Source organism: Priestia sp. 53B2 (assembly GCF_056099005.1).
The window spans coordinates 453,223-479,274 of record NZ_JBLZXA010000027.1 but is presented as its reverse complement, the minus strand read 5'-3'; the positions used below and the strand labels follow the sequence as shown (position 1 = coordinate 479,274).

Genomic DNA, 26,052 nt, shown 5'->3' with positions numbered 1-26,052 from the left:
ATCTCCTTTTTTAGGTAAATATCTTTCATAGAAAAGACGTACACCGCTTGTGGCATACGTCTTGTTGCTTTTCACACTCGTTACCTATGTTTAAAAACAACGCAATCGTTACATTTTATCGAGAAGGCTGCTTATGTCTTGCAGCCATATTGAATATTTTGGTGATGCACTACTTTTATACCCTTCATGATGTTCTTAAAACGCAATTGGAAAAAGATTTTCACAAAATTTGTTTTCTATCTACTGCCCCGCTTTCAAAATACGGCTGTGCGGCGATTTTTTTCGTTGCTAAACTGACCACCATTAATACAACTAAATTAATAAATAAAGAAATAACGCCGACATTTGTATCTTTAATGATTTGTGGCAACGCAGGGAACAACGTGCCAAGCGTTGTTTCAGTAATCGTTATATACATCACAGACGCAATGCCGGCAACAATACCTGCACACGCCCCGTATTTAGTCACGATATTGTTTTTCATTAAACTAAAAATAAAAGCAGGAAACAGCTGCGTCACAATGCTGTAGCCCATTAGTAAAAGCGTTACAATCGTATTCCCTCCATGAAGTGTAAAATAGACTGAAACAAGCGCAATGACCGGTACGAAGCATTTAGCCAGTATCGAAATTTGTTTGCCCGTCGCTGAAGGAACAAGAACGCCATAAACGTTTTTAGATAGTGACGTAGAAGCTGCCATCAAAAGCATCGATCCAGGAACAAGCGCTGTTAATAAACCAGCTGCGCCAATAAAGCCGACAATCCACGGGTCAAATGTTTGAATGGAAAGACGAAGCAGTGACAAATCCGCTTCTGCGCCTTGTAGTCCAGGTACCTGCATAAGAGCAGTAAATCCTACAAAAAAGACAAAAAGCAGCATTAACGTATAAATAGGACTTATAATAGAATTCTTTCGAAATACATTCTCGTTTTCAGCTGAATACGTTGCATTAAACGTATGCGGCCACATGTAAAATCCTAATACGGTCAGCATGACTGTAGAAATAAACCACGAAATACTTAGCCCTATCTTGGGAAGAGTAAGAAACGTTGGATTTGCTTGATGCACAGCCTCAAACATTGGCTGTAAGCCTCCGTAGTAATGAAACGGCATATATATTCCTAAAAATAATACGACAATAAAAATCATAATATCTTTGACAATAGCCGTCCACGCGGAACCATGTATGCCTGATATCATTAAGTAAACCGTTAATGATATGGCTCCAATCCAAATGGCTGCGGTTGAAGAGATAGAGCCATAAGAAGCTTCAGATACAATAATACCTAAGCCTTTGAACTGTAAAATAATATAAGGAACAATTGCTAGCACACCTGCGCAAGAAACAACGATGCCTAGAAACGGGCTGTTATATTTTGAAACAAAAAAATCCGGCTGAGACATAAGCTTATGCTGCTTCGCATACCGCCATATTTGCGGACCAATCCAATACCCTAATACGTACGCTAAAGAAATATAGGCTAAAATATAAAACGCCGGCCCTCCTTTTCCATATGCCCACGCGCTTCCTCCTAAAAACGTAAAAGTAGTATAGATTTCACCCGCCATCAAAAAGAAGACAAAAATGGTTCCAAAACCTCTGCCGCCTACGCTCCACTGTTCTAAATCCATTTTTTTGCCTCGCGTAGCTCGAATTCCAAGATAAATAGCTAAAAGTAAAAAACCAAAAATAATAATCAGAGCAGTATTCATTATTTATCTCCTCCTTTAACAGCAGGATCGAGCTTGTACACAATACCCATAATAAAGGACGTAAGGATTACCCACATAACAATCCAAAAGAGAAAAAAAGGCATCCCTAAAATAAACGGCGTTACTTTGTTAACAAAAGGCAATAAACCTAATATTCCTACAAACGGAAGCAAACAAAGAAGATAAATTATTTTCATAGAGCTCCTCCTTAATCACACGGCTTATCAGTACTTATCTAAGACTTTAACTATCTCATTATGTACTTCTCTTATTCTTCTCTTTACACCTCCATTCTTGAGCTAAACGAGACGTTTGGCATAGAAAACCGCCGTTTATTTGTTCCTTAGTATCTTCCATTTGTCCCCATATGAAAAGAAGTTTGTAAGACATGCTTACAAGGTTTTGAATGCAGCAGAATATTATTTCATATTTTCATATACAGAATATAGACAAACAAAAAGAAACGGAACTGAGAGTAAAGGTCTCAAACAGTTCCGTTTCGATCTAGCATTTCTATACTTTATTCTTCTTCTTTTTTCTTTACACCAAGCGAAGACAGAGCTTGTTTTAAATGTCCAAATGTTTCAATTTTATTAAAACTAATTCCTACATTAACAGCTGTCTGAGCCATGTCAGGACTCACTCCTGACATAATCGCATGGATGCCTAGCAGCTGCAAAATGTTAATCAAGTCAAAAAATTTGTGAGCGACATACGTATCTACATAATTTACACCCGATAAATCAATGACTAGATGTCTTATATGTTTTTCTGCACACCTTTTTGGAACAACCTCGATAATAGAATCACCTTTGATTTCATCAATAAGCCCTACCAAAGGCAAGACCGCGATGTGATCTACAATTGGAATGACAGGAAAACTTGTTTCGTCGATTAGCTCTTGCTGAAGACTTATTTTTTGCCTTGTGATTTTATAATACTGTTCGGAGAATTCATTAATGAGTTTATCAAATGTTGTATGATAAACTTCACTCCAAGACAGTATATCTTCTTTTGTAATAGATGAATGTATCAGACTATATGTCTTGACATACGTCCAAATAATTTTTCTTGTTTTGCTTAACGCTTCTACTACCTCGTAAATCGGCGTATCAAATTTAATTCTGCTGTTTACTACTTCCGTCGTCCATTTCATCATACGTTGTTTAAAAATCTCTTGATCGTCAAGAAAGCCGCTCGCAATTGTTTCGATCGTATAAAGATGCTGCTCGCGCAGCTTTTTCTCAACTGAAGCATCTGCGTCCTTTGAGTAAATCGATCCTTTAACATTACTTCTTTGGCGCAGCCATTCTTCACTGATAGAGGCTGAATTTTCTAAAATATATTCAAAAAGACGTTGATTTTGTTCACTCACTACTGTTTAACCTCCGTTCACTTTCTCCTTCTGTCCAATTACTTACAAAACGCACCTTATGATAAATTCATGCTTCATATTTTTTCCTCGTCCATCTCTATCATACACGATAACCGCTCTGCATACTTATAGAGAATTAGATATAAACAAGCAGGTATTTGATTATCTACATAGATAAACTGCCGTGTATGATGCAACTATCATTTATTTTCACATGAAAGGATGTTAATTGTATTGAAAAAACCAATTATTTTGTTGGGGATTCTCGCTACAAGTATTGGATTATCCGCTTGTTCAAACAATACAACAACTTCTTCTGCCACAAACTCTTCTGCACATTCAGGTCATGAACATCATAAAGCTGCAGTTGCTGATATTCGCGAAGAGACTCCAGGAGCAGATGTTTTACCACAGTTTTTGAAGAACCAGCCTAAAGATATCAAATTAGTTTATCTATCCGTTGCTAAAAATCGTGAACTACTTAAAAAAATCCCTTGCTACTGCGGATGTGGGATGGAAGCGAATCACAAAAACAGCTATGACTGCTTTATTTTTAAAAACAAAAGAAATGGAGCAGTTGTCTGGGATGATCATGGAACAAAATGCGGATTGTGTATAGAAATTGCAGCTAAAGCTATGCTCGACTATAATCGAGGCAAATCAATAAAAGATATCCGCAAAGACATCGATGAAAAATATAAAGAAGGCTATGCACAACCCACTCCTACTCCTTCCCTGTAGAACATTGGCAGTTTTTAAGTAAACATTCGCGACAGGTATATATAAAAGTAGAAGATATCAAAAACGCGTTCTTTTTTAGCGTTTTGAAAGCTGATTCGTCTGTGAAACAGCAAAAAACACTCAAATAGCTATTTGAGTGTTTTTTGTATACTATTCTTTTACAAACTCTTTTGTACTTCTTACTGTATCAATCGGACGGACGAGCTTCTCAATTTCTGCACGTTTTGGCTCTAAAAACGGAGGCAGTGATAATTTTTCCCCGAGCGTTTCGTAAGGTTCATCTCCCATAAATCCTGGTCCATCTGTCGCAAATTCAAATAAAATTTGCGGAGCCACTCTTGCATACAATGATTCAAAGAAGTGACGATTCACATAACCAGACGTATGGAAACCAAAGCTTGGCATTCGGTTAATCCACTCTTCAAGAGCCTGTCGATTTTCTACACGAAAAGCAACGTGATGAACAGTTCCAAAACCTTGCTGAGCCTGCGGAAGTTTTTCATTATGTTCAACTATTACTTGCGCCCCGTTTCCTCCTTCTCCTACTTCAAATAGGTGAAGATCTCCTTCTTGAGCAATCTCTTTAAATAAAAGGACTTTTTCCATCATTTCTTTAAAGTAATTAAACTCGGCAATACGAATAAAGATAGGACCAAGTCCCGTAATAGCGTATTGAAGAGGTACAGGGCCTTTTTGCCAAGGAGTGCCTGATTCAACTCCTTGATTTCCTTCATCGGAAATTAACTGATACTGCTGATCATCAAAATCAACAAACGAAAGCGTCTTTTTCCCAAATAGCTCTTGAATCCCCGTATGCTTTACTTCTAAGCGATCAAAGCGCTTTACCCAATAGTCTAAAGCCTCATCATTTGGAACGCGGAAAGATGTTTTTGAAATTTCATTTGTTCCGTGAAAACCTTTTGGAATACCTGGAAAATCAAAAAAAGTCATGTCCGTTCCAGCGCTTCCTTTATCATCTGCAAAAAACAAATGATACGTTTGAATATCATCTTGATTGACCGTTTTTTTAACTAAGCGCATGCCTAACACATATGTGAAAAATTCATAATTCTTTTCTGCACTGCTTGTAATAGCCGTTACGTGGTGTATTCCTTTTAAGTGGTTCATTCTACATTCCTCCGGATAAATCGTCTAGTTTATCATTCATCATTTATCTTTAATTTAAATATCTTTAATTAAAGATAATATACCATGATTAATTTTCCTTTGTCAATAAAGTATGGATGATCTCGGAAGGAAATATGTATATTTTTACATTTAACCAAAACATTATAAATGAGGACGAGCCAAGTCGGCAATAAAACATCGTATAAACAAAGAGCTTTTACAATTCAAAAGCTCTTTGTTTATTCTTTAATTTTCAATATGCTTGATTATAACTGCAGGATTACCTCCGACTACCACGTTATCAGGAACATTTTTTGTCACAACGGCACCCGAAGCAATTACCGCATTGTTGCCTATTTTCACACCAGGATTAATAACGGCTCTTCCCCCAATCCAGACGTTATTTCCTATTTCTACACGCTTTCCAAACTCAGCTCCTGAAATTCTTTCAAGAGCATGCAAAGGGTGAGTTGCTGTATAGATATGTACACCTGGTGCAAGAAAACAATTATCTCCTATTCTTATTTCACATACATCTAAAAGTACGCAATCAAAGTTAGCATAAAAATTTTCTCCAACATGAATGTTAGAACCGTAGTCACAGCGGAAAGTAGGCTCTATGCAAAGAGAATTTCCCGTAGACCCAAACAGTTCTTTTAATAAGTTTGTACGTCTTTCTTCTTCCCTTTCTGTTGTTTGGTTATAAAGCCTTGTTAATCTTCGAGCGTTTTCGCGTTCTTTTATTAGTTGCGGATCAGCGGAAAAATATAATTCTCCATCCAGCATTTTTTGTTTTTCTGTTTTCATTTTGCATCCCCTTTTTTGTAGTTCCTTCTCTAACCTATACTGATTTATTTCTCTTACACGATACCATGTTTTTAAACCTTTGTCCGATATTCGCTGAGATTATCACCCACCAGGCAAACATTAGTTAATTTAATAACTCTTGGAAGCTAATTTTTTAATCTTTTTATATAAAAGGAATAGTAAGAGAAAACTTCATCACATATACTATATAAATTTATATAAAAGGCAGGGATATTATGAAAGCACAGCGCTTGGTAGATGACCAAAAAGGAACATACAGCAAGGAGGTTCAGAAGCACTTTAAACTAAAAATAAATGGAAAAATTCACACACAACCCTCACCACAATCACCTTCCTCACCCCCTATACAGAAGAAAAATCTTAAATACAAACCTCAAAATAAAGTTCTACGCACGTATGATAAAAAAGATAAATCATTAAATGATACACAAGAAAAGCTCATAAAATCTGCAAAAACTAGATTAACTAAATATGAAAAGCTTCTATTAAGCAATCAGCTTTCAGAATCTGCGGCTCTTTACTCACCTGTTGGGTTAGAAGAGCTGGTACGAATGGCTAGTAGAGAGGAGTGAACGATTTGTGTTGGGTGAAAAAGTAATCATTGATACAAACATTTGGGCTTCACATGCGCTTAATTATCCAGAAGTTGTGGAATATATTAATGAACTTATTTCAAATAATGCGGAATTTTTAATGCCTACCGTTGTACAAATGGAACTTCTGTCGCATTGGGAAGTAGAAACAAATCCTCAAGTCAAAGCAGTAAAAAATCATTATATTTACGATATGACAGATAAAATTGTAGACGTTACAAGTGAAATTGCACAGCTAGCAGCTCAAATTCGCAGAAAAGCCAAAATAGAATCCAATAAAAAAATTAAAGGCCCGGATGCGATGATTGCCGCATCTGCTTTTATACATAATGCGAAACTGATTTCCAATAATAATAAAGATTTTGCTTGGATTACATTTAATTTCAGCTATCGAGGTCAACTATTATCTTATGTAAATCCTATTAAAGACACGATTGCTTACGCTTCTTTTATTAAAAGCTTTGAACTTCCCAACCTTCCCGATGCTGATAACTTACAAGAAAACGAGAAGGAAAGCTAATTTGTTTTTATCTTCAAAATACTCCTTGTCTCCCGCCTTTTTCAAATTAAAAATTTGATGGGTACATACTCCAATTCTTTCTATAATGAATACAGTAAAAAGCATAAAAACTTAGGCGGTGAAAAGAGTGAATTATCAATATTACCCGGAACAACCTTTAGAAGAGTATCAACATGGCTATGATTATTATTCGAATCCTCATGAAACTGACGAAAGATTCCCTTATGGTTATTATCCATATCCTCGCCCACGTCCATTTTATCCTTACCCTTATCCTCGTCCTATTTATTACCATCCCCCTTACTTTTACCCTCGTCCTCGTCCATTTTACCCACACCCAGTGTATTGGAGATAAAAAAAGAAGAGCTATCAGCTCTTCTTTTTTATTTCTTGATATTTAGACATCTCTTCTTTAATAATGGTCACAAACGCTTCATTTTGCTCAATTTCAAAAACAGTAATAGCTTTTTCTAAGTAAGCTATTCCTTCTTTAAGCTCACCAAGCTGACAGAGTGCTTCTCCAATTTGATAGTGCAGTTCTCCTAATAAATAAAGCGTCTCATGCTGAATACAAAGCTCTAGTCCTGCTTGTGCATATTTAACCGACTTTTCATAACGTTCCATTTGCAAAAGCGCACGCGATAATCCGTATAAAATTCGAATTTTGACAAGAGGATCTTTTAACTTAGGAAGCAAAGCAATATGCTGCAACCCTTCCATAAACGTACTGAACGCTTTTTTTAAATAACCTTCTTCTTCATAAATAATGGCAATACTGTTTAAAATAGCAATCTCTTTTTCTGAATAAAACTGTTCGCCCGTACGCGTGAACGCAATGGCTTTTTCCAATTTACGAAGCGCTTGTTCAAATTTATTTCCAATATAATAATCACATATGGCTTCGTGCCATAGGAAAAATTGTGCGTGAAAAGGATCTTGAAACATAGGATTATCTTTTTCTTTGTTCACCATATGTAACACGGTTTCATAATCGCGTTTTCGTATATAATGCCTAATGGTCGATTTAATTTCTTTTGAATAATCGTTGGGCGTTAGCTCTCCTGCTTCAAAGAAATAATTCATCGGAACCCCTAAGCGTTTCGATAAATGATAGAGAACTTCACTGCTTGCATGAATTTCACCTTGTTCAAATCGATGTAGCTCTTCTTCTGTACAAATTCCTTCTGATAACTCGACAGTTGTCATTTCCGCAATCTTTCGCAGATCTTGAATCAGCTGACCTACTTGTTTTTTATCATTCAAAAAATCACCTTACTTAATGTCAATAAATGTTTTTATCCTACTTTTCTACTATACTCCAAACAAAATGACTTTAAAAGAGATAATGGGCTATTTTTTGAAAATCTTGTCAATCTTTTCTCCCTATCAATAAAGAAAAACAGCACATCCATGTGCTGCTTCTCCCAAGTTCATATAATTTATGACACTATATATCTTTGCGCCTTAAATAGAATCAAATACTTGACGCAGTTGAGCTGCGCTTTTATTGATCGCCTGCTGAGCGAGTGGGACAAATTCATGAAACCCTAAAAACCCGTGAATCATTGTTTCATAGTTTTCGTAGGTGACGGGAACACCGTGATTTTTTAATGCGTCCGCGTAGTCTTTTCCGCTATCTCTTAGAGGGTCGTACTGTGCTGTAATAATGGTAGCGCTTGGCAGACTCGATAAATCTTCTAGTAATACCGGAGCGTTATAGGGATGCTGTTCTTCTTCTTTATTATTTAAGTACTGAAGGCGAAACCAATCCATAAGATCTTTTGAAAGAAAATATCCTTCGGCGTTTTCTTTCATAGAGGCAGGGTGCTGATTTTTAAATCCTACAGACGGATAAATAAGCAGCTGATGAACAATGGATGGACCTTGTCTTTCTTTTGCTAAAATGCTTACAACCGCAGCAAGGTTGCCACCGGCACTGTCGCCCCCGACGGCAATTTTGTTTGAATCGATATTTAATTGAGACGAATGAGCTGCAATCCAATCCAAGGCGTCATAGGCATCGTTCACTGCAGCGGGAAATTTATCCTCAGGAGCAAGGCGGTAATCAACAGACACCACAATACAGTTTGTTTCATTTGCATACGATCTGCATATAGAGTCATGGCTATCTAAGCTTCCTAATACCCAGCCTCCTCCGTGATAATAAACAAGAGCGGGAAATGGCCCTGTTCCTTCAGGTTCATACACTCGTATAGTGAGCGTACATTCATTTAATTGGATTTCTTTATTATATACTTTTTTAACTGCTTCTTTGGAAGGAGTTAAAGACATCTTTTCCATTTCTCTCAGCTGCGGGGGTGTAACGTCCTCTAAAGAAGGACGGGGCATTTCATTATATTGATTTAGAAATATTTGAATATGCGGATCTAACGGCATTCTTCTTCTCTCTCCTTTCAAGGTAACTCTATATGTAATGATGAATGAAATTTCAGAAAAAATCCAATATATTGTCTTCTCAGCAGGCTTTTGTTTGTTTTTATTAAAAATGGGTATAACAATTAAATAAAGAGGATGATATTCGTATATATTTTATTCTCACCTATATAAATATAAATACGTATAAAGGAGGCACAATGATGATTATTGTTTATATAAGCTTAGCTGTTGTTTTGGCATCACTTGCGTATCTTATTTACGCAGGCGTATCATTTAATAAAAAAATCAAACCAACTGTGAACTCTGTAAATGCCACTTCTCAGCATCTTCAAAATGAAACCGATCATATCAAAGAAAAAACAAATCATTTAAAAGTAACGCAAGCGGCGATTAAAACTGATGTACAGTACAAAAAAGATTCGGTCAAATATACAGCCAACTCATTTAAACAGCTTGTTAATAGCTTTAAACGTTAAAAAAGGAAACCTCTATAAAGGTTTCCTTTTTTATTACATCGCCTGAGACGTATCTTTAGGAGGCGCAGCCGTTTTGTTTCGGTGATAAATAGCATTAATCTCTCCTCCAATAACGAGAATTAACCCCGTTAAAAATAGCCAAAGCATCAGAACAATCACGCCTCCTAAGCTTCCATAAGTAGCAGAATAATTGCCAAAGTTGCTTACGTAAAATGAGAACCCTAAAGATGTCAGCTGCCATAACAGCGTAGCAGCGAGTGCTCCGGGCCATACATGAGCAAAAGGAAACGTTTTGTTTGGAGCTAATCTGTATAATACGGATAAAACAAGTACCATAATGCCGACACCGATAATCCAGCGCAGAACATTTAAAATCACTGTTGTACCTGAAGGAAGAGAAAACCATTCGCTTATCCAATTTAACAAAACTCCTCCAAACACTGGTAAAAGAAGTGATACAACAATCGTTACAATCAATCCAATCGTTAAAAGAATAGACAAACCTCTTACTTTAATAAATGAACGCTGTTCTTTCACGTCGTAGGCTTGGTTCATTGCACGGATAAAGGCGTTCATACCATTTGAAGCGGACCAAATGGTTCCTAAAATCCCTACAGTCAGTAACCCGCCGTTTGGTTGGCTTACAAATTGAGCTACGTTATCTTTAAAGATTGCAGCCGTTTCTCCCGGCATAACGCTTTGAAGGACATCGATTGCCTCTTCCGGTTTAATAGATAGATAAGGAACAATCGATATCAGTAAAATAAGCATAGGGAATAATGATAGCATATAATAATAGGCTTGCTCAGCCGCTAGTCCCGTTGCTTGGTCTTCTTGAATTTCTTTACCGAGACTTCTTCCAAATAATAATAGCTTTTTCATGATAAACCTCTACTTTCTCTTTTTTTGTTCTTTTCCCATTTTATGCACTTTTCAATCTTGAAAGTGGAGAATTTCAAGCAAAATCTCAGATCAAACGACCAAGAGAAAGTAGAATGATGTTTCCTACACAAAAAAAGTTCCAGCTCAAAAGAGCCAGAACTTTTCATCAGAGTGTTTATGTAGAGCAGACTAGCGAATGTGTCCTTGTGCACCACTTAATTGCTGTTGCGCCATTGCAACAAGATGCTTCGTCATTTCTCCACCAACAGAACCATTTGCACGAGCCGTCTGTTCAGCGCCAAGCTGAACGTTAAGTCTTCCCGCGATTTCCGTTTTTAACTGATCAAGAAGCTGTTCAGCACCTTGAACTAAAATAGGATTACGATTTGCCATGTTTATCACTCCTTTCCTTCAACAGCTTATATAGGTTAATGTTCCTTTCGCTTGAAATTTTATACAACATCCTTCAAAAAAAAAGATCCCTGGCTATCGCCGAGATCTTTTTTTCTTTTTAAGCTTTTTTATACTCGTTCAAGAGGCATTGTGCAGCAGCGGAAAGAACCGCCGGACTTAATAATTTCAGATATATCAACTTCAATCACTTTATAGCCTCGTTTCCTTAACTCTTCATTCACTTCTGTATTCATTGGCAGGCTGATCACCCGCTGATTACCGATTGATAATACATTGGTTCCCATCGTAAACTGCTCTTCTTTTGTTACTTCAATTAAGTCATATTTCATGCGAAGTAAATTTAATTCTTTCTCATGTAAAGCTGGTGAAAATACGAGCGCTTCTGTAGGTGATAAAATATTTAACACACAATCAAGATGAAGATAAGACCGATCGATAGGAATCGGAACAACCTCATACGCGGGAAGCAGCTCTTGGACATGCTCCACGCCTTCTTTACTTGTACGGTCGCTGAGCGCAATAAAAATAGCTTGTCCATCAATCAGCACATCTCCACCTTCAATGGGATGGTCCGGTACCTGATGGAAAGGAATACCTTGCTGCTGCAGCCACTCTGCTAGCACTTGTTCTTCTCCACTTCGAATTTCGCTGCCCATTTTCGTGACAATAATGGTATCTCCGAGCGTATAGCCAATATCCCGCGTAAATACTTGTTCTGGAAATGGCTCTTGTGCAGATAGCCCGATGACTTCCACTCCTTCTTTTTGAAGGCATTCGACAAATTGACAGTGCTGCTTTGAAGCCAAGCTCTCATCAATATTTTCGTCCGCATAATGCTTTTGTGTTTCATTAATAATTTCTTCAATTTTCATATATGTAGGTGGGCAAACAATCACACGTTTTAATGTATCATACTCATTTTTACACCCATAACTATTCGTCATTTTAGCTGGCTGTTTCATTTGCATCTTTTTTAATCCCCCTTCGTGCATTTATGTACAGTGTTCCCTAAATCTCCTGAAACATAAACCCGATTTTGCTGAGGAAACACCCCTGCGCCTCTATATAAAAAGCTTTTTCCGGCAATAAAAACAAAAAAACACAATACTTCTTCTAATTACAATAACTGTTAGTATAAAATAGTCTAGTAACTGTACAAAAAATTGGAGGTTAATATGAATAAAGTAGCGAACGCATTATATGCGGGCAGAAAAATTTTATTAATACTGTGGATCATCCTAATTGTCGGATTTGGCTTTTATGCGGCTAAGCTTCCTTCCGTGCTGGGAGGAAACGGATTTGAAATGAAAGGAATGTATAAAGATACCGAGCAGCTTTTAGTTAATAAATTTGATGTTAGCGAAGCTCAGATCATCGTTTTGTTTGAAAAAAAAGACGGAGTTTCTGACTCGGAATTCCAGCAAACGATCGCTCAGTATATGCAAAAAGCAAAGGACAAATCAGACGCTTCGAAAGTTGACATACCAACGGCTTCTAACAATATGATAAAAGGAAACACAGCGTATGGAATTATCCATTTTAATCACGATGATGGAACCATGGATAAACGAGTGGAAAAGATCAGAACTCTTTCAGTTGAAGAAAAAGAAGTTAGTGTAAAATTAACCGGTGGTCCTATTATTGAAAAAGATATGAATACAGCAAGCCAAGCTGATTTAGCAAAAGCGGAAGCCATCGGCATTCCTGTTGCTTTAGTTGTGCTTCTTCTAGCTTTTGGCGGTGTGGTAGCCGCTGCAATCCCTCTTATGATAGGAATTGTAACCGTCGTTACCACCATGGGCGTTGTCTATTTCTTTCATCCGTACACAGAGCTGTCCATCTTTATTTTAAATGTGATTCCAATGATTGGATTAGCTCTTAGTATTGACTTTGCCCTTTTATTTATTAATCGCTTTAAAGAAGAAATTCAAACAAAATCGGTAGAACAAGCAATTAAAATCACCATTCAAACAGCGGGACGCTCGGTCATCTTCTCAGGATTATGCGTATTTATTGGATTAGCGGGAATGCTGTTTATTCAAGTGGATATTTTCCAAAACGTCGCTCTTGGAGGAATGGCTGTTGTTTTTATTGCTGTGTTTTCAGCTCTCACGCTGCTTCCTTCCATACTGGCTATATTAGGTACACGCATTAATCGTTTACGCATCTTAAGAGTCAGTGAACAAGGCGGTCAGTCTAGGTGGCGTTCATTCGCTACATTTGTCATGAAAAAGCCTGTAACTATGACGATTGTTTCTCTTATCATTCTGTTAGTAGCACTTATTCCCGTTCGAGACATGCATCTAGAAATACCGTCTTCAGAAGCGCTGCCAACAAAATACGAGTCCCGTCAAGCTTTTGACACGTATAACGATACGTTTATAAACAAAAACACGGCAGACGTTTATTTTGTGCTAGAAGCTAAGCAAGATATGCTGAATGAAAAGCCTTTAACAAATGCCTTTAGTGTTATAAAACAATTAAAAGAAGATTCGTTAGTTAAGCAAGTCGATTCTATTTCTACCGCTTTAAACGTAAAATCGAGTGATCAGCTTCAAGCTATGCTGGAAAACCCGCAGATAAGTGCGCAGACAAAGCCAGCTGTAGATTCGTTCATTAACGGACATTATATGCTCATAAAAGCTACGCTAGATACAGACCAAAATTCAGATCAAGCAAAAGATTTTGTTCGAAAATGGAAAGACAAACGTTCACCTTTTACCGTTCACATTGGCGGCTATCCGAAATTTGAACAAGAAATATTTGATGAAATTTATGAAAAAGCTCCGTATGGCTTGGCTCTTGTTTTATTTTCAACGTATGTTATTTTAATGATTGCTTTTCGTTCCGTACTCATTCCTTTAAAAGCTATCATTATGAATATTTTAAGCTTAACCGCTACGTTCGGCTTGCTTGTATGGCTGTTTCAAAATGGGCATTTAGGTCTTATCGAATCCAATATTGCTTTAGTACTGCCAGTCTTTGTTTTCGGCCTTGTATTTGGGCTTAGCATGGACTACGAAGTCTTTTTGATTTCGCGCATTCACGAGGTGTATCATCAAACTAAGGATAACAATGTAGCAACGGTAGAAGGATTGGCTTCTACTAGTAAAATTATTACAAGCGCTGCTTTAATCATGATTGTCATTACAGGAGCCTTCGCTTTTACAGACGTAACTCCTGTTAAACAAATGGGTGTAGGAATTGCCTTAGCTATATTTATTGATGCAACGATTGTGAGAATGCTTCTTGTCCCTTCTCTTATGAAGTTACTTGGAGATGCCAACTGGTGGTTTTTTACTAAAAAAAGCGATAAGTCCAGTTCCAACGAACAGTTAAAATCATAATAAAAAACCCGCTCAATGAGCGGGTTTTGCACTGAAGATTTCTTTATCAACTTAATTTAGCAAAAGCGATAATGCCTTCTTCATCATCTAATTCCAGTTCTAGTCCTGCTGCGTATGGGTCTACGTTCATTTCCGTATCCAGCCAAAAGCGCAGCGCTTCAATAATGTTCAAAGTAATATGAACCTGCTTACGATCATGCACGTATGACTCTGCTGAAAAACCGTAGTCATCATCATACATTAGCTCAATCTCTACTTCTTGAGGTTGAACTTGTTTTTTTTCTGCGATATATAGGCACATCGCATTGATAATATCTTGTTCAGAAATTTTTATTGTCTCCAAGATTTCACTTCCTCATTTTTACGCTTGTTGCTACGTACGCTTTGGAATAACTTTACTACAAGAAGGATTAAAGCTACAATCACAAGCATATTTACCATAAAGCCTAAAATTGGGCCTAATGGTCCTAAGCTAGATAGTAAGCTTCCGAATAATAAGCCCGCAATTCCTCCCATTAAAAGACCTTTCATTAAGCCGCCGCGCTTTGAGCTAGCCGCTGTACTTTTAGATGATGAGTTTTTAGACGTATTGTTTTGCTTAACCGAATTGCTGTTATTGTTTTTAAATAAGCTGGATTGGTTATTGCTTCCGCTGTCAAAAGAGCGCTTTCCTGATTTATACCCTTTTGCGCTTGCTACGTTTGAACCGTCATGAATAAGTGATCCACCGACTGGTGAAAACACAACCGCTAATGCGATAAATGCGGCCAATAATTTTTTTACCATTGCTTTCCCTCCACTAAATGACTAACGTCACATATGTTTTTTCATATATGCTTTCCATATATGTTCCTACGTTTCATCATACCAAAAGGTTTCACTTTTTTATATAAAATTGCATCAAGCTCCATCAAATGTTCACAGGATTAAACGTTTGCACGTATTTCTTGTGTATATAAGACCATTTAAGTATAAATCAAAGACATTCATAAAACTAACAAAAGTCCTTCATCTTCATTAAATACAGCTTATTTTACACTTTGCCAAAAATATTATCTAAAGTAACTTTTCTAGAGTTCTTTGGTTTTTCCACTTCTTTAATAATGTCTTTATAGGCTACCTTCGCCTTTATTACTAATTAAAGGATATAGATGTCTATATGACGAATACCATACAGGAAACAGCGTCTCAAAGATATAATACAATGCATTAAAAATTGGCTCTGGAAGCTTCTAATGCTGTACATTTGCAGTTAATTGATAGTCAATGCTTCACGTTATCTACTTGCCTTTCATAAATAAGAGCTTTCTCTTATATGAATATGTATAGATAGACTAAAGTTAAAAAGGAGAGATACGATGTTGAATGAACAGCTCCCATTATCAACAGCAAATTTATCAGATGCAATGGAAGGTGCCAACCACTTAGACTTTTCCATTAAGCCATTGCAGCGTCATTACAAACTGTTTGGGCCGGCTCTTACCGTAGATACGCCCGCTGGCAATAATTACTCAGTGCTTGAAGCCATTCGACTAGCGGAGCCTGGAAGCGTGCTCGTCATTGATGGAAAAAGCTACTGTAACCGTGCTTTAGCAGGAGACTTTGTCGTAGCCATGGCGAAGCTTGTTGGAATAAGCGGTATTGTACTAGATGGCGTTATACGAGATCAAGAAGACATTGAAAAGCTCGACTTCCCCATATTTTGTAAGGGTTCTACAATGGCAGCAAGCAGTAAAAAAGAAAAGGGAAAGGTAAACGAAATCATTTCCTGCGGGGGAGTGAAGATTCACCCTGGCGATTTTATTGCAGGTGACGCCGGTGGAGTCATTGTCATTCCCAAGGAGGAAGCCGAAGAAGTATTAGCAAAAGCACGGGAAAAGTGGCAAAAAGATAAAGACAGAGAAAATGAAGTATTAATTAGCAAAGAAACGGTATATACGTATTTAGATAACGCCCTAAAATAAAAGACCTCCGCTTGGAGGCCTTTTATTTGTCATATTGTAAAAATTCTAATCGATTTCCGAACGGGTCGTGGACAAAAAAACGCTCTCTCCCTGCAATAGGCTCTTCTTCAGAAAGAACGCAGCCCCCGTGTGCCAACTTACGTCTAAGCGTCTTGATATCTTCCACGACAAAAGCTGGATGCGCTTTTTTAGCAGGTATGTAGTCATCTTGAATACTGATATGCACTTCTTGAGTCCCACATTGAAACCATATGCCGCCTCTGTGCCTTAAATTTTCCGGCTTAAGAACAGTTTTCATTCCTAAAAGATTTTCATAAAAATTTCTTGCTTCTTGCTCGCATCCTTCTGGACCAAGAAGCTGAACATGATCAATTCCTAGAAACATCCACAAACCCCTTTCAAAAAACGTCTTCCTAAAAGTTATTAATCAATGACTCTAGGATTATGAATAACCTGCAGTTCTTTTACAGCTTGCTTCATTTCGCTTTTGCAAATTGGACAAGTTGGCTGATCTCCGCTTTTAAAGTTATCTCGAACCCAGCAATTACACGTATCTGATGTACATTCCCAAACTTTTGTTTCTTCAATAACAGCCGGCTCTAAATTTTTACGATTATACATACACATCGTCTCCTTTAAACAGTACTTTTTAAGTGGATAATAAATGAAGATTAACTTAGCGTGTAAATGTGGTAAATGGTGCAAGATAAAGTGATACTATACATCCGTAAATCAATCTTTGAGGAATACATACGGCGTCTTGAAAGACTAAAATAAAAATGAAGTTATAACAAAGCAGATAGCAGTTGCTTTTCTTAAAACAACGGGATAGTCTGAAAAGAACAAAAATGAAGATCACAAAAATTAGATATTTTACTATTATAACATAGTTTATAATTTTTTACAAATCAGCTTCCAATTACTTGTTTTGCTTTTCATAAAAAAAAGCGAGCACATGATTAGGCTCGCTTTTCATTTCTTATCGAGTTTGTCCGTTTCCACTCATAATATATTTAATTGTCGTAAGCGCAGGAAGTCCCATTGGACCGCGTGCATGAAGCTTTTGAGTTGAGATCCCAATTTCAGCTCCAAATCCTAAAGCTCCTCCGTCAGTAAAACGCGTAGATGCATTATGATACAGTGCGGCTGCATCCACTAAAGACATGAAGCGTGAAACGGCTTGTTCATCTTCTGAAATGATGGCTTCAGAGTGTTTTGTTCCATATGTTTCGATGTGGTCAATCGCTTCATCCACACTCTCTACTACTTTCATCGCGATTGCTAAGCGCAAATACTCTTCAGCCCAGTCTTTTTCAGCCGCTGGTTTTGCTCCAGGAATTTCACCTACTGTCGCTTTATCACCATATACTTCAATATTATGATCGTTGAATGCTTGAATCAATTCATCTTTATGAGAATCGAGCCAGTTCTTGTGTACAAGAACCGTTTCTGCTGCGTTACACACCGCTGGTCGATCAGTTTTTGCATTAATCAAAATCGGAATGGCCTTCTTAACGTCAGCTTGTTCATCGATGTAAATATGGCAGTTTCCGACTCCCGTTTCTAACACGGGAACCGTTGCGTTATTGACGACCGCTTGAATCAATGAAGCCCCTCCGCGCGGAATTAGCACGTCAATATGCTCTTTCATTGTAAATAATTCTTGCGTAGCCGCACGATCTGTACTTGCAATAAACTGTACCGCTTCTTTAGGAATTGGCGTTTCATCAAGAGCTTTATGAATAATGTCTACGATAGCTTGGTTAGATGAAATAGCTGAAGAGCCGCCTTTTAACACAATGGCATTTCCAGATTTCAACGCTAGCCCTGTTGCATCTACCGTTACGTTTGGACGTGCTTCGTAAATCATTCCGATAACGCCAAGAGGAACGCGTACTTGCTTTACATCTAGACCGTTATCCAATGTCCAGCTTGATAAAATATCTCCTGTTGGATCATCTAACTCAGCAACCTCACGAAGGCCGTTTGCAAATTCTTTTACACGTTCCGCTGAAAGAGCAAGGCGATCCATCAGCGCTTCATCAAAACCTTTTTCTTTCCCGTTTTTTAAGTCTACTTCATTTGCTTTTAAAATATACTCCGTGTTGCTTTCAAGTGTAGACGCAATGATTAACAGCGCATCGTTTTTTTGTTCTGTTGTTAGTAAACTTAATTGCTTAGCTGCTTTTTTTGCTGAAATAGCTTGTTCTTCTACTGAATACTTTTCATTTGTTTGTAACACCAAATCACTCCTGGATTCGTTTTAGTTTTGTTTGATTTTAAAGTTTGAGGCATAAGAGGTAAATGCAATCATGCAAAGAAAAGGAAGGGCTCCTTTTCTTTACAGCATGTTTGCTTACAAACCGACCGGTACTGGAATTTCTAAGTGACAAACTAGACCTTCGCTGTCTACAATCGGTTGATCAATTGGCTCATTCAGTGCAAGTTCATCAGATGAATAATTTGTCACGCCAAGAGCCAGCTCATTTTCGTCTTTATCTAGAATACGTACAACTGCTCGTTCACTAAAGTGGCCTTTAATATATTTAACGTGCTCGCGAAGTAAAGGCTCTTTATCTTCAATAATTGCACGTTTCGCGGCATCTTCGACTACTATTTCCCCTTCAGGACCAGAGTTAAATGCAATCCACTGCTTTTTCTGATTGAGGTTCGCAGAATCATCTTCAGATTCAAAATACGTTCCTGTTGCATCTCCGTCAACCGCTTGTGTTAAGATGTTTGGCACGCCAGCTCTTCCTAAAAATGCTGGAATTCCTGACGCCATAGCGATTTTGAACGCGTCAATTTTCGAGCGCATACCGCCTGTTCCAACTGAACTTCCTGAATCTCCTGCAGATTCTTCGATTTCTTGCGTAATCTCCCCTACGTGAGGAACTAATTTTGCATTTGGATCCTGGCGAGGGTCCGCGCTGTATAAGCCATCGATATCCGATAAAATAATAAGCAGGTCGGAATCCACTAGTCCAGCAACTTTAGCTGAAAGTGTATCATTATCGCCAAATTTTAATCGATTGATGGTTACCGTGTCATTTTCATTGACAATTGGCACAATGCCGCGTTCTAACAGCACGTTAATTGTATTTCGTGCATTGTTGTAACGATTTTCGTCTGAAAAATCGTCTCTCGTAATTAAGATTTGAGAAGCAACGTATCCATGTGATAGAAACAGTTCTGAATAAGCCTCCATTAACAATCCTTGACCGATTGAGGCAGCTGCTTGTTTTTCAGGTAAAGAGCTAGGTCGCTCTAAGCAGCCAAGCTTGCGGTATCCTGCAGCTACAGCTCCTGATGAAACCAATAGCACTTCATGACCGCTATCTTTTAAGTCTACGACTTGATCCACAAGGCGCTCGAGCTTCCGTCTGCTGATTTCACCGTGTGAACTTGTTAATGAACTACTTCCAATTTTAATTACAACCCGCTTCTTATTGTCGGGACTCATCAAATCACTCCTAGTGTGTTCTGTATGTTTTCTTGTTTATGATTATTTTTTTGTGGTGAGGAATTCACGAAGAAGATAAGTGACGAATTAATTGGTACTTGCCACTTTTTGTAGTTGAGCACTCATTTCTTTTGAACGCTTTGATGCTCCTTTAACTGCTTGCATCATTGCTTCTCCGCCGCCGTGTTTAGCTAAGGCGTCTAAACCAGCTGCTGTTGTACCGTTTGGAGACGTCACATTTTCACGAAGCTCCGTCGGCGTTTCATCTCTTTCCATCATCATTCTTGCTGCACCGTAAATGGTTTGGGCGCCAATTTCACGTGCTAGCTCAGGATCGAGACCTTCTTCTTTAGCTGCTTTTTCGATATGCTCCATAAGGAAATAAAAATAAGCGGGTCCACTTCCGGCAATTCCTGTGAAAATGTCCATTTGTGGCTCATCAATCATGTATACTTTTCCGATTGCAGAAAGCAGCTCTTTTGCTGTTAGCACAGCATCCATTGCAGCATATTGACCTGGAGATATAGCCGTTGCTGATTGCTGAATCATACTTGATGTATTCGGCATCACTCGAATGACCTGCTGTTCATCATGCAATAACTCTTCCATGTAAGAAGACGAAATCCCTGCAAGAACAGATAGGACAAGCTGGTCTTTGTTGATTTGAGGCTTTAATTCGTTTAATGCCTCTTCAGCGCCTTTTGGCTTCATCGCTAGAATAAAAACGTCAATGTCATCTGTTTTCAGCTCGCTGCGCTTTACTGCTGTGATACCATATCTATTTTCAAGTTCGTGCAGTCGCGCATCATTGCTTCGATTTGTTACGATAATATTTTCAGCAGGTAATTTCTTTGCATTGACCATACCAGAAATCATCGCTTCTGCCATTGATCCAGCGCCTAAAAAAGCAACTTTTTGTTTTTGATCCATCAAATCTCCCCTGTCATTTGTTCGTATTTTTGTTCTCGTTTCTTTCAACGGTTCCTATAGTAACATGCTGAAAAAGAGTGTCAAGTTGAATTTAACCGTTTTTTTCCTCCTTGAGCGCATAACCTTATGCGTATGTAAGCGTAAACAAAACTTTTTTAAATATTTTTTTCTGCAAAAAAAAACGATTTTTTTATAAAAATACGTTTATATAAAGAAAATCGGGGCATACTATATAATTTGGACTTTAAAATTTTTTTGCGAGAAATAGAGGGATTTTGAAAACGTTATTTGAACAATATAATAGGTTTGCTAAAATGAACCTATGTACCAGCGATGTAAATCATGCTGTGCTGTCGACATTAAAATGAACAAAACGACATACAATCTAGGAAGTGTCTAAATATTATTGGAGGTTCTATTATGAAGAACAACTCGTTTTCTACAGTTCCATCGTCTTCAGAAGGAATAGAGAAACAGGATTTACACGTTGTGGGAATTGGCGCTTCTGCCGGAGGGTTAGAAGCTATTGAGCAGTTTTTCGCTAATATGCCTTCACCAAATGGAATGGCGTTTATTATTGTGCAGCACCTTTCCTCTAAATATAAAAGTTTTATGCCAGAACTTTTAGCAAAAAAAACAGGAATGAATATCAAACTGACACAAGACGGGATGACTTTACAAGAAGACACAATTTATTTAAATCCTCCCCACCATTATGTGACGATTGTTGATCATACTCTTCGCCTTCGTCTTTATGAAGAAAATGATCAAGTAAAGTATCCGATTGACGCCTTTTTTCATTCTCTTGCTGCTGCAAAAAAACACCGGTGCACAGCCGTTATCTTATCTGGAAAAGGAAATGATGGAACAGGAGGAGCAAAAACGATACGAGAGTATGGCGGAACTGTACTTGTACAAGATGAAAGCACAGCAAAATACGGAGATATGCCCCTAAGCGCTATTGATGCACACCTTGCGGATTATATTCTTTCTCCTGCTGATATGCCCGCCCTTGTGCAAACGCATGTCAGCCAAACAGAATTTACATATAATGAAGAAACGCTGCAATACATTTATTCATTAATAAAGAAGAAAACAGGCATCGACTTCTCTATGTACAAAAAAAACACGGTGCTGCGACGACTTGAAAAGAGAATGGCTTTACTCGATCCTCCCTCTCAAACGATGGAAGAATATCGGGACTATTTATGTAAAGAAGCCGAAGAAATCGTCGAACTGCAGCGAGACTTGCTGATTGGAGTGACACAATTTCTTAGAGATAAAGAAGCATTCTCTATTATTGAAGAACAAGTCATCCCTCAATTAGTTGAAAGAAAGATTCATAGTCAAGAAGATGAAATCCGCATCTGGGTAGCAGGTTGTTCTACTGGTCAAGAAGCATATACATTAGCTATTTTGCTTCATGACTATTTATCAACAATCAACCGTTATTTCGATGTCCGAATCTTTGCTACGGACATCGATCGTCATGCAATCAAAAGAGCGAGTCAAGGTATTTATGAAGAAGCGGAAGTTCATTCCTTCTCAGCAGCTCAAATTAATGAATATTTTGAGCAAACAAAACATGGTGGTTATCAAGTTAAAAAAACAATCCGCAAAATGATTGTTTTTGCCCCGCATAATATAGGAAAAGACTCGCCTTTTGTAAACGTTGATCTAATTAGCTGTCGAAATATGATGATTTACTTCCAAGCTGAACTGCAGCAGCGCATTCTGTCTCTTTTTCATTTTTCTTTAACAGAAGAAGGCGTACTTTTTTTAGGCCCTAGTGAAACAACGGGAAATTTGTCTGATTTGTTCCGTCCTATCAATAGTAAGTGGAAAATATTTAAGCGTTCCGGACAGCCCAGCCGACAAATTACGGGAGCTTTTAATCTTTCAAAATCCAACTTGCATGAAGGTGATTTTTCTAGCGTGCCGCTGCCAAGTCAACTTTACAAGCCTCTTTCTTCGCTTAAATTAGATGAGATGTATCAGTCAATGATTGATCACTTTATGAGTCCTTGTCTCGTATTAAATGAATACAATGAAGTGATATTTTGTTCAAAAGAAGCAACTCAGCTTATTAACGTTCCAGTAGGGAAAATTAATTATACAATTTTCAAAATGGTTCCTGTTCACGTCTCTTTAGCCATTGCAGCGGCTATTAAACGCGTAAAAGAGCAAGGTATGAGCGTATGCTGTCAGCACATTGAGTTTGTCATAAACAACGTGCAGCGCCGTTTTAATATTACGATATCTGCTCTTCCAACAAATCACTCTCTTTACTTACTTATGTTTGATGAACAGACAGATAGTGCCATTATTGATAAGGAAGAGCCCATGTTTCTTAATCAAACAAGCTCTATTAGTGAGCTTGTAGTAGATTTAGAGCAAGAGCTTCATTACACGCAGCAGCATTTACAAACGACGATTGAAGAGCTAGAAACAGCAAATGAGGAGCTAAAGTCCACGAACGAAGAACTGATTGCTTCTAACGAAGAGCTTCAGTCCACAAATGAAGAATTGCAGTCTGTTAATGAAGAGTTAATTAGTGTTAACAATCAGTACGAGCGAAAGATTGAAGAATTAACGGACTTAAACAACGATATTGATAATTTATTAATCAGTACAACTATTGCTACCATCTTTTTAGACGAGCAGCTGAATATTAAATTATTTACGCCGGAAACGAAAACAGTGATCAACGTTCTTCATCAAGATATCGGAAGACCTTTCTTTCATATTTCGCATAACTTTAGATATGACCATCTAATCGAGGATGCAATGCACGTTTTAAGAACAAATAATACCCTTCAAAAAGAAATTCAAAGCTACGATAACCAATGGTATAGCATGAAAATGATGCCTTATCGGACGAATGAGAATTTGATTAACGGTGTAGTTATTACGTTTATTAATATTACAGAAATTAAACGATCAAATGAAGAATTGGCTATTACATCATTTACAGTAGCTCATAGTCCTACGGGCATTTTTATTACCGATCATCAAGGTAAAATTAAGTACATTAATCAAAAGTTCATGGAACAAAAGCATGCCCCTCAGGAAGTATTTGGGCTACACCTCTATGACTTATATACAAAAAAGCTGGGCGTTAAAAGATTCCCTAAGATTTGGAATGAAGTATACAGAGGAGAAAAATGGAACGGAGAAATTTCCTACGTTCAAGAAGACGGAGAAACCGTGTGGGAACAGTTAGCCTTAATGCCTGTTAAAAATGATCAGGATGAAATCATCCATTACATTGGGTTAAGCGAAGACATTTCACAGCGCAAACAGTCGGAAATGATGCTCAAAAATTCAGAGATGCTGTCAGCGCTTGGACAGCTGGCTGCTGGCATTGCCCATGAAATACGAAACCCTCTTACATCATTAAAGGGCTTTTTACAGCTTATGATGCAAGAAGAAACGTATAAAAAAGAATATATGGATGTCATGATGTCCGAGTTTAACCGCTTAGAACTGATTATTAGCGAACTGCTCATTCTAGCCAAGCCCGAAGTCGTAAAATATGAAAATAAACAGATAAATTCAATTCTTCAAGATGTATGTACACTGCTGCATACACAGGCCATTCTTAAAAACATTACTATTTCAACAAATTTTGAAGAAAAATTACCTGTTGTTCATTGTATTGAAAAAGATATGAAACAAGTATTTATCAACATGGTAAAAAATTCTATTGAAGCGATGGATGACCCCGGGTCTATTCTGGTGGTATCTAAATTTGATCCAGATACAAATCAAGTAGTCGTCCAAGTGATAGATGAAGGAAAAGGCATGCCGAAAGATCGATTAACACGAATTAGCGAGCCTTTCTATACAACAAAAGAGAAAGGAACAGGATTAGGATTGATGGTGAGTCACAAAATCATTAGTAATCATAAAGGAAGCATTTCGTATGATAGTGAAGAAGGAAAAGGAACAACGGTAGAAATCCGATTGCCGCTTTCTTAATGTACTTTGTTCTTCTGCCTTAAACATTTAAGCTCCTGATTAATTACATCTTGAATGTCAAACAAATGTGTAGAGACCAATTCAATATATTCTCCTTTTCCTGCTTCAATTACGTCGGAGCGGATAATACTTAGGAGGTCTTGAATGGTTAGCACATTTGTTTTCATTTCTCGAAAATGACGCTGAAGATCAACTAGCTGCATTTTTTTCGCCGTTTCTACATCTGTTTCCCTGACTGAAAAATCTTGGTTCACTTGTGATGAGTCTTGCATAAGCATAGAGCGAAACTGTTGAAGGGTTGATTGAACACTCGTCATATGCTCATGAATAGGATAGCAGAAAACAGCGTGCAGCGAATGATAGGCTTCAGGCTTAAAATGAAAATCAAAAAGAGCAACCGGGTTAGAAAACGTGCGCATATTTACTTCGATTTGCACTTCTTCCTTTCCCTCGAGTGCTCTTTTTACTTTTTCTTGGCTGTCTTCATCAACTAGATCTAAAAAGTTCTGAACAGGCGGGAAACTTTTCGTGACGCTTGGTGTAAATTCAATTATTTCGTTGTCTTTATTGAGTAAAAACATTGGAACCGGAATGTGTTGAATCGGCAAACTGATCATATTTCTTCCCCCATTGCTAACATTTTATCTTGCGTCAAACTTTCTTTATTGTTGATTAGAAGCCAGTCTTTAAAAGCTTGAATATGATTAATGAATATGGTTCTTGAAGATCCTGAAGCCGACAAATCGTGCTTGTTGAGGAGCCTGCTGCCTACCAATACAAGTGGGTGTTGCGACATGCTTTCAATCTCAGCAATATACTTTTGTAAATCCGGCAAGAGGTGTACTTGCGAGACAGACAAGCACACTACACCAGGGTCCCATCTTTCAATGCTTTTTAGAACAAACGGCAGCGGCAAATTCGCTCCTAAATTTTTAACTTCCCATCCCTGTTCCCTCATAAGTCCTTCAATCATTTTAATGCCTAAGTAATGCTCTTCTCCTTCAATGCAAAAAAGAAGTGCTCGATGGCGCTGGGGCAATTGATGCTGCGATAGCTGAAAGCGAGTTAACACATAGTCACAGGTTGCAGTAGCCAAATGCTCGTCCGCGACTGAAATTTTATTTTCTTGCCACCTTTTCCCTATCTCGTACATTGCTTCTGTCAGAAACGTGTATACGTCAGTTGAAGAATGGCCTTCTTCTATATATAGCAATGAGCAGCCAGCTTTTTTGAACGTCTCCTTCTAGCAAACAATCAGCTAAAGCCACTACATTACGAGAGTAAACGATAAGATCACGC

Annotated in this window: 26 protein-coding genes; 7 read left to right on the top strand and 19 right to left on the bottom strand. The window is 37.8% G+C overall.

Annotated features, from left to right (window positions below):
- Positions 1 to 220 precede the first annotated feature (220 nt).
- The 3 genes from ACN6NE_RS22930 to ACN6NE_RS22920 form a co-directional block, all read right to left on the bottom strand.
- On the bottom strand, positions 221 to 1,714 hold the full coding sequence (locus ACN6NE_RS22930; protein WP_474327421.1) for a sodium:solute symporter family protein: 1,494 nt from the start codon (positions 1,712 to 1,714) through the stop codon (positions 221 to 223).
- Entirely contained in the window at positions 1,714 to 1,911 is a 198-nt protein-coding gene (locus tag ACN6NE_RS22925) for a DUF3311 domain-containing protein (RefSeq protein ID WP_013083119.1), read from the bottom strand. Before ACN6NE_RS22925 ends, ACN6NE_RS22930 begins: the two co-directional genes overlap by 1 nt.
- Positions 1,912 to 2,234: 323 nt before the next feature.
- Positions 2,235 to 3,089, bottom strand: coding sequence for an STAS domain-containing protein (locus tag ACN6NE_RS22920; RefSeq protein WP_129709132.1), 855 nt, complete (start codon positions 3,087 to 3,089; stop codon positions 2,235 to 2,237).
- Positions 3,090 to 3,323: 234 nt separating this feature from the next.
- On the opposite strand from ACN6NE_RS22920, the gene ACN6NE_RS22915 reads away from it, so the two are divergent.
- Positions 3,324 to 3,830 (top strand): PCYCGC motif-containing (lipo)protein, encoded by a 507-nt coding sequence (locus ACN6NE_RS22915; RefSeq protein WP_474327418.1) that lies wholly within the window; start codon positions 3,324 to 3,326, stop codon positions 3,828 to 3,830.
- Between the two features lie 150 nt (positions 3,831 to 3,980).
- Here the strand turns inward: ACN6NE_RS22915 and ACN6NE_RS22910 are convergent, their stop codons facing one another.
- Together ACN6NE_RS22910 and ACN6NE_RS22905 are read right to left on the bottom strand one after the other, a co-directional pair.
- Positions 3,981 to 4,958 carry a ring-cleaving dioxygenase gene (locus ACN6NE_RS22910; RefSeq protein WP_129709126.1) on the bottom strand — a complete coding sequence of 326 codons (978 nt, stop codon included), beginning with the start codon at positions 4,956 to 4,958 and terminating at the stop codon, positions 3,981 to 3,983.
- Between the two features lie 246 nt (positions 4,959 to 5,204).
- The gene (locus ACN6NE_RS22905) at positions 5,205 to 5,765 is read right to left on the bottom strand and encodes a maltose acetyltransferase domain-containing protein (protein ID WP_474327416.1); all 561 of its coding nucleotides are present in this window, start codon (positions 5,763 to 5,765) and stop codon (positions 5,205 to 5,207) included.
- 236 nt (positions 5,766 to 6,001) lie between these two features.
- On the opposite strand from ACN6NE_RS22905, the gene ACN6NE_RS22900 reads away from it, so the two are divergent.
- Together ACN6NE_RS22900 and ACN6NE_RS22895 are read left to right on the top strand one after the other, a co-directional pair.
- Entirely contained in the window at positions 6,002 to 6,358 is a 357-nt protein-coding gene (locus ACN6NE_RS22900; RefSeq protein ID WP_129709118.1) for a hypothetical protein, read from the top strand.
- A gap of 7 nt (positions 6,359 to 6,365) precedes the next feature.
- Complete coding sequence (locus tag ACN6NE_RS22895) at positions 6,366 to 6,899, top strand: PIN domain-containing protein (RefSeq protein WP_129709115.1); 534 nt, start codon at positions 6,366 to 6,368, stop codon at positions 6,897 to 6,899.
- Positions 6,900 to 7,268: 369 nt separating this feature from the next.
- Here the strand turns inward: ACN6NE_RS22895 and ACN6NE_RS22890 are convergent, their stop codons facing one another.
- Both ACN6NE_RS22890 and ACN6NE_RS22885 read right to left on the bottom strand, forming a co-directional pair.
- Positions 7,269 to 8,162 (bottom strand): helix-turn-helix domain-containing protein, encoded by an 894-nt coding sequence (locus ACN6NE_RS22890; protein ID WP_474327414.1) that lies wholly within the window; start codon positions 8,160 to 8,162, stop codon positions 7,269 to 7,271.
- Between the two features lie 201 nt (positions 8,163 to 8,363).
- Complete coding sequence (locus tag ACN6NE_RS22885) at positions 8,364 to 9,296, bottom strand: alpha/beta hydrolase (protein WP_129709106.1); 933 nt, start codon at positions 9,294 to 9,296, stop codon at positions 8,364 to 8,366.
- 197 nt (positions 9,297 to 9,493) lie between these two features.
- Here ACN6NE_RS22885 and ACN6NE_RS22880 point away from each other — a divergent pair, with 197 nt between their 5' ends.
- A complete protein-coding gene (locus tag ACN6NE_RS22880) occupies positions 9,494 to 9,772 on the top strand; it encodes a hypothetical protein (RefSeq protein ID WP_035438954.1) in 279 nt (92 codons plus the stop codon).
- A 33-nt stretch (positions 9,773 to 9,805) separates the two neighbouring features.
- Here ACN6NE_RS22880 and ACN6NE_RS22875 read toward each other — a convergent pair whose 3' ends face one another.
- The 3 genes from ACN6NE_RS22875 to ACN6NE_RS22865 all read right to left on the bottom strand — a co-directional run bounded on the left by ACN6NE_RS22875 (position 9,806) and on the right by ACN6NE_RS22865 (position 12,036).
- Positions 9,806 to 10,654 carry a YihY/virulence factor BrkB family protein gene (locus ACN6NE_RS22875; RefSeq protein ID WP_129709104.1) on the bottom strand — a complete coding sequence of 283 codons (849 nt, stop codon included), beginning with the start codon at positions 10,652 to 10,654 and terminating at the stop codon, positions 9,806 to 9,808.
- A 189-nt stretch (positions 10,655 to 10,843) separates the two neighbouring features.
- Entirely contained in the window at positions 10,844 to 11,047 is a 204-nt protein-coding gene (locus ACN6NE_RS22870; protein WP_013056997.1) for an alpha/beta-type small acid-soluble spore protein, read from the bottom strand.
- Between the two features lie 128 nt (positions 11,048 to 11,175).
- Positions 11,176 to 12,036, bottom strand: coding sequence for a dimethylarginine dimethylaminohydrolase family protein (locus tag ACN6NE_RS22865; RefSeq protein WP_474327411.1), 861 nt, complete (start codon positions 12,034 to 12,036; stop codon positions 11,176 to 11,178).
- Positions 12,037 to 12,243: 207 nt separating this feature from the next.
- Here ACN6NE_RS22865 and ACN6NE_RS22860 point away from each other — a divergent pair, with 207 nt between their 5' ends.
- The gene (locus tag ACN6NE_RS22860) at positions 12,244 to 14,415 is read left to right on the top strand and encodes an MMPL family transporter (RefSeq protein ID WP_474327409.1); all 2,172 of its coding nucleotides are present in this window, start codon (positions 12,244 to 12,246) and stop codon (positions 14,413 to 14,415) included.
- A 46-nt stretch (positions 14,416 to 14,461) separates the two neighbouring features.
- On the opposite strand, the gene ACN6NE_RS22855 is transcribed toward ACN6NE_RS22860, so the two are convergent.
- A complete protein-coding gene (locus ACN6NE_RS22855; RefSeq protein ID WP_129709096.1) occupies positions 14,462 to 14,758 on the bottom strand; it encodes a YxcD family protein in 297 nt (98 codons plus the stop codon).
- The gene (locus ACN6NE_RS22850) at positions 14,746 to 15,201 is read right to left on the bottom strand and encodes a hypothetical protein (protein WP_013056993.1); all 456 of its coding nucleotides are present in this window, start codon (positions 15,199 to 15,201) and stop codon (positions 14,746 to 14,748) included. The genes ACN6NE_RS22855 and ACN6NE_RS22850 overlap by 13 nt, the downstream gene beginning before the upstream one ends.
- A gap of 572 nt (positions 15,202 to 15,773) precedes the next feature.
- Here ACN6NE_RS22850 and ACN6NE_RS22845 point away from each other — a divergent pair.
- A complete protein-coding gene (locus ACN6NE_RS22845; protein ID WP_129709093.1) occupies positions 15,774 to 16,379 on the top strand; it encodes an RraA family protein in 606 nt (201 codons plus the stop codon).
- 22 nt (positions 16,380 to 16,401) lie between these two features.
- On the opposite strand, the gene ACN6NE_RS22840 is transcribed toward ACN6NE_RS22845, so the two are convergent.
- The 5 genes from ACN6NE_RS22840 to proC form a co-directional block, all read right to left on the bottom strand.
- A complete protein-coding gene (locus ACN6NE_RS22840; protein WP_057243662.1) occupies positions 16,402 to 16,764 on the bottom strand; it encodes a VOC family protein in 363 nt (120 codons plus the stop codon).
- A 38-nt stretch (positions 16,765 to 16,802) separates the two neighbouring features.
- Positions 16,803 to 17,000: a cold-shock protein gene (locus ACN6NE_RS22835; protein WP_013056990.1), complete on the bottom strand. Its 198-nt coding sequence runs from the start codon at positions 16,998 to 17,000 to the stop codon at positions 16,803 to 16,805.
- Positions 17,001 to 17,358: 358 nt separating this feature from the next.
- The gene (locus ACN6NE_RS22830) at positions 17,359 to 18,621 is read right to left on the bottom strand and encodes a glutamate-5-semialdehyde dehydrogenase (RefSeq protein WP_129709090.1); all 1,263 of its coding nucleotides are present in this window, start codon (positions 18,619 to 18,621) and stop codon (positions 17,359 to 17,361) included.
- A gap of 114 nt (positions 18,622 to 18,735) precedes the next feature.
- A complete protein-coding gene (gene proB, locus ACN6NE_RS22825) occupies positions 18,736 to 19,842 on the bottom strand; it encodes a glutamate 5-kinase (protein ID WP_013056988.1) in 1,107 nt (368 codons plus the stop codon).
- A gap of 87 nt (positions 19,843 to 19,929) precedes the next feature.
- Complete coding sequence (proC, locus tag ACN6NE_RS22820) at positions 19,930 to 20,772, bottom strand: pyrroline-5-carboxylate reductase (protein ID WP_474327405.1); 843 nt, start codon at positions 20,770 to 20,772, stop codon at positions 19,930 to 19,932.
- Positions 20,773 to 21,192: 420 nt separating this feature from the next.
- Here proC and ACN6NE_RS22815 point away from each other — a divergent pair, with 420 nt between their 5' ends.
- Positions 21,193 to 24,753: a CheR family methyltransferase gene (locus ACN6NE_RS22815; RefSeq protein WP_474327403.1), complete on the top strand. Its 3,561-nt coding sequence runs from the start codon at positions 21,193 to 21,195 to the stop codon at positions 24,751 to 24,753.
- On the opposite strand, the gene ACN6NE_RS22810 is transcribed toward ACN6NE_RS22815, so the two are convergent.
- A complete protein-coding gene (locus ACN6NE_RS22810) occupies positions 24,750 to 25,370 on the bottom strand; it encodes a hypothetical protein (protein ID WP_129709082.1) in 621 nt (206 codons plus the stop codon). The two genes, ACN6NE_RS22815 and ACN6NE_RS22810, sit on opposite strands and share 4 nt — an antisense overlap.
- Positions 25,367 to 25,966: a cobalamin B12-binding domain-containing protein gene (locus ACN6NE_RS22805; RefSeq protein WP_474327401.1), complete on the bottom strand. Its 600-nt coding sequence runs from the start codon at positions 25,964 to 25,966 to the stop codon at positions 25,367 to 25,369. The genes ACN6NE_RS22810 and ACN6NE_RS22805 overlap by 4 nt, the downstream gene beginning before the upstream one ends.
- Between the last annotated feature and the right edge of the window lie 86 nt (positions 25,967 to 26,052).